2 protein-coding genes are annotated in these 4,504 nt (G+C 56.6%); both read right to left on the reverse strand.

From position 1 onward, the window contains the following. Positions 1–85: 85 nt before the first annotated feature. On the reverse strand, positions 86–3,544 hold the full coding sequence (locus P0D80_RS48775) for a Tn3 family transposase (protein ID WP_459252776.1): 3,459 nt from the start codon (positions 3,542–3,544) through the stop codon (positions 86–88). A gap of 221 nt (positions 3,545–3,765) precedes the next feature. Beyond that, a partial coding sequence (locus P0D80_RS48780; protein WP_408295570.1) for a hypothetical protein occupies positions 3,766–4,504 on the reverse strand: 739 nt, incomplete at its 5' end.

Here is a 4,504-nt window from a genome sequence, read left to right on the forward strand (position 1 = left end):
GAATGGGTTTATCCCTTTGTTCCGAAAGAGGAATGCAGCCCTATGAGCGAGTCGCACCTGACCGCGTAGCTGATCGCTGACATACCTACGCCGCCGCGGCAAAATTGAACATGATGGACGGATCGAGCGGCAGGATTTTCTTCTGCAGGTCCAACAGGTAGTCGCCGAAGCGGTTGATGTGGTCCATCCGGTACGGCGACAATGCCTTGAGCACCTCGGCGTCGACTGGATGCCCTTTCGCCTGCAGTGCCTTGAGCGTGCGCGACATCCATTGCACGTTGTAGAGGATCACCATGTTCGCGACGAGCTGATTGTATTTGATGACCTTGCGCTGCTCGTGCCTGATATTTTCGGCGATGACGCCCTGGTTGCCGAACATCAACCATTGCGCAAAACCGTTGAACTGTTCGCTCTTGTTGGTCTCTGCGTTAATGGTGCGGCGCATCTGCGGATCGCTGATGTATTTCAGCAGGAACAGCGTGCGGATCACGCGACCGAGTTCGCGGAACGCAAAATTCAGCTTGTTTTTCAGGGTCTCCGAGCCCAGGCGGCGTAGGATCGTCGACGGCGTCATCTTGCCCGCCTTGATCGAGATGGCCACGCGCAGCATGTCGGGGAAATGCCGTTCGATCAGCGCCCAGTCGATAGACTCGCGAAACAGTGAGTTGATGTTTTTATAGCACCGCTGGAGGTCGGCCTTGTAGAACCTCAGGTCCCTGATGTTGCGGATGCGCGGCATCAGCTTGATTCCGAGCAGGTGCGCGAGACCGAACACGGGTGTGCTTTGCGCCTGCGTGTCGCCGTGAACGGTATCGGGCTGCACATCGGAGGTGTTCCTGATCAGTCCGTCGAGAATGTAGACGGCCTCATGCACGCCGCACGGGATGAAGTGGCTGAACAGCGCGATGTACATGTCCGACACGTGGTAGTAGCCGATCCCGCCGTAGCCGCCGTATCGGATGTGGTATTCGGACAGCAGGTTCTGCTCGTAGAGGTTCCACTTCGTTCCGTCGGCCGACACCTGCTTGCCGGAGCCCCAGAACTTCGGCAGCGCAAACTGGTTGTATGCGTTGATGACCTTGACAATTGCCTTGTCGAGGCGCTCCTCGGTGACGTATCGCAGATCCAGCCATGCGACCTGCTTGCGGCTCAGATTTTTGACGCAGCGCGCGGTCTGACTGGGCCCGAGATTGCAGCCGTAGCAGAACAACGTCGTGATGAAACGCTTGCGAGGATCGTCGATTTTTGCCTCGAAGCCCGACAGCGGGCCGAACAGCGTATGCAGGTCGAGCCACTGCTCGGTTTCGGTCAGAACGTCGAGAATGCTGACGGGCCGCATCGCTGCCGTGATGGCCTGATCGATCAGCTTTTTGTTCGGCGGATCCGGTTCCTTCTCGAGCTTGTGGAGTATGAGGCCCTGCTCGCCGATCTCGACGTGGCCGTTCTCCGGAAACCCGGCGTCGACTTCATCGGCCAGCGTGCTGAGCTGGTCGTGCAGATCTTTGACGAAGGCGGCGCTGTCGACCGGAAAGCCGACCAGCTCGCCGTAGCGCGGCAGCTCCTCGTGGAATTCATCCCACGACACCTGATGCTCGCGGGGATCGTCGTACTGGCCGCTCTGCTCGACGTAGACGTCGCCGGAGTTGAGCTCGCGCATCAACTGGCTGAACACGCACAGTTCGAAATACTTGCGGTGCAGCAATTTACTGCCACGTCCATCCGGAAACACCGGTTTTTCCCATTTTTCCGGTATCCATTCGAGTGGTAACCTGGTGGCGTCATCGTCGGAGAGCGCCAGGTTCTCGCGATGCAGCGAACGGAACTGCTGCATCCATGTGAGCGCGATGAGCAACTCATCATCCTGGGAGCTGGGCTTGAGCGATAGCATGTCGACGCACTGGAACAATAGTGAGCGCAGTTTCCCATACGGCGCCAGCATGAATGGAAAGGCATGATTGCCGGCGAACGCGATGTGTTCGTTGCAACGCGTCAGTACATCACCGGGATCGTTGTTCAGCGCCGCACGCATTTGCTCGACCCGCGCGGCATCCGGGACACTTGTGTCCTGCAACACACTGAGTACATCGCGAAACTGGCCGATCAGTGACTCGGCCTGATCGGCGTGGGCGAGCCGGTACTGTTGCAGGCGCAGCTTGGCCGTGCCTTCCAGATTGCGCACCGTCTTGATGAAGATCTCCGCGACATCGTCGAGTGCCTTCTGCAGCTGGGAGAAAATGAACAGCACGGCGAGCGTGTAGCGTTTGGCCGGCTTGAGCGCACGCATCTCATGCACATCGAGTGCGCGCGCCTCGATGACGAGCTGGGTGCGCTTCGGTGCCGAAAGAATATCGGGTGGCGATGGCAATCCGTCAGCCAGTTCGCGCATCTGCTGGATGTGCTTCAGGAAACTGGCCACCTCGCGCGGTCGCGGCCGCTTCGGTTCGCGCTTCAGTGCATCCCAGCGGGTCTGGCCCGAGTCGTTCACGAACAGTCCGTCGAGCCGTTCTGTCAGCGGCGCATCCAGCGAGTCGACGAACGCCTGGTAAATGCTTTCGTGAAGCGTGCTGCGGGCGTGAACCGCGATGCGCGAGAGCGTCGCGAGCGACGGCAGTTCGTAGCGGTGATGGACCAGCTCCTCGATCAGCACGTTGATGATATCGGGCAGTTCGGTTTTGGTGCGGGCGGCATCGGCGCCCACGGTGCCTAGCCAGCGACGGGTCTGTGCGTTGACGGGGCGAATGTTGACGAATTCGCGCAGGATTTTCTGGTGACGTGATTTGCTGCCCGAGCGGTCATAGCGTGCGAGCGCAGTGCTCCCGCTCAGGCTCATCCCCTCCACGCTCCCACCTCTGAGCAAGGCCCGTTTCGCCGGTGGAATGCATTCAGTGGCTTCCCTGTACCGATAATGATCTGCCTCGTGCCGAACAATTTCCTGTTCCAGAACTGCCCTGAGGTCATCGATGGTGCCACCCTCGATGGCAAAAGACTCAGACGTCACGCCTGTTCCCACAGTAATGGTGAGAACGGCGCCGTTATCGCCTGCATTCTCGGAAACCTTCAGCTCTCCGCCGTGTTTCAATCCTATTGAAACAGAACGGCTACCCGGACCCTCATCCGAAAATTCTCTAGCGAGGATTTTCTCATGAAGATCGACCACCGCTTGTGTTACGGCGTCTTCTTTCTGGTGGCTGCTGATGCACTTGCAAACCCGCTCGATGAGCAGTCCAATAAAAGCAGTCAACAGGGTGATCGTCGCAGTCACTGTCCCACGGGAGCGTGAAATGTCGAAATCCCCGGCCTGCCTGGCCATGCTTTCTTCAGCGGTGGCTGTGACGCGCCGAAAGACCTCTCTGCCAAACGTGGGAATGTTCTTTCCGTCCACGCGTCCCCGGAAGGCTTCGTGCGTCCCGCCCCGGAACGACTCACCAGATCGATCCTTCCCGAGAAAAGCTCGTGCAAACGTTTGTGCAGTCACAGCAGACATAATGATCCGATAGATTCTTCGCGAGCCCGCCAGCGGCGTTCGTTCGACGGGCTTTGTCAAGTTAAGCAAAACGGGTCATGGCTTCTCAATTAGATAAGGAATCCTCATCAGATTGCGTTGAGGAGTTGCACACCTGCCCAGTCGTACCACGCAAGCAGACAAGCCGCTCAGACCAACTTGTGTGTAATGGAATGCGTTCAACCCCGACGTCTGAAGAAACCGAAAATGAATCGTTCAGGGCCGACTTCTGATTACCAATCAGAGGGAGAAACAACGAGGGGTTAATATACAGGCCCATCGTAAACATCTTTGCTATCATCATACAGCTTCGGCACAGGGCCAACTTCCGCCGCCAGATTTTTCTGGAACGACTTCAAATCTGTATTCTGAATTACGCCGACTTTTTCATCATCAAACATAATGTGCAAATCAATATTTCCAGCAAAACTAACTTCCGAAATGCTCAGCATTTTACCGTCGACCTTCACCGAAACATGGCCCACCCGCGCCTTGCTCTCAATCTGCTGATGAAGGTCTCTAATGGCCACTTCGATGGCCGCTCTTTTCTGATCCATCTTGCCTGATTTGACAAAGGAATAGATCCCGAATGTCAATATGGAGAACAGAAGGTCCTTAAATCCCCCCGCATTACCGTATGTCGCCCCATCCATAGCCATGTTTGACTTCGGATTTGAAACATCATAACCATCACCCACGAAAGCTCTCTTTAGAGTGCTGGACGTTACCATTGACATAATCGTTCTCCCTGTATCCGACTTCAACATTGAACAGTAAGGCAATTCGATTGCCCAGACACCCGGATGGGTGCAGCCAGCTGCTTGAATGGTAATCTTGATCGAGCTAACGCACGCTCGTGAACCTGCCGGAAATTTCGCGAATTTTCTCAAGGTACGTCCAGAAAACGAAACGTCGCTGGACTCTGCGCTCGAAGCCATCTTCACGCGACGCGCTCTGCGCACTGCGACAGCAGGCGAAACAGCGTAGATCCGTGGATGCCGA

Source organism: Paraburkholderia sp. RL17-373-BIF-A (assembly GCF_046030175.1).
GTDB lineage: Bacteria > Pseudomonadota > Gammaproteobacteria > Burkholderiales > Burkholderiaceae > Paraburkholderia.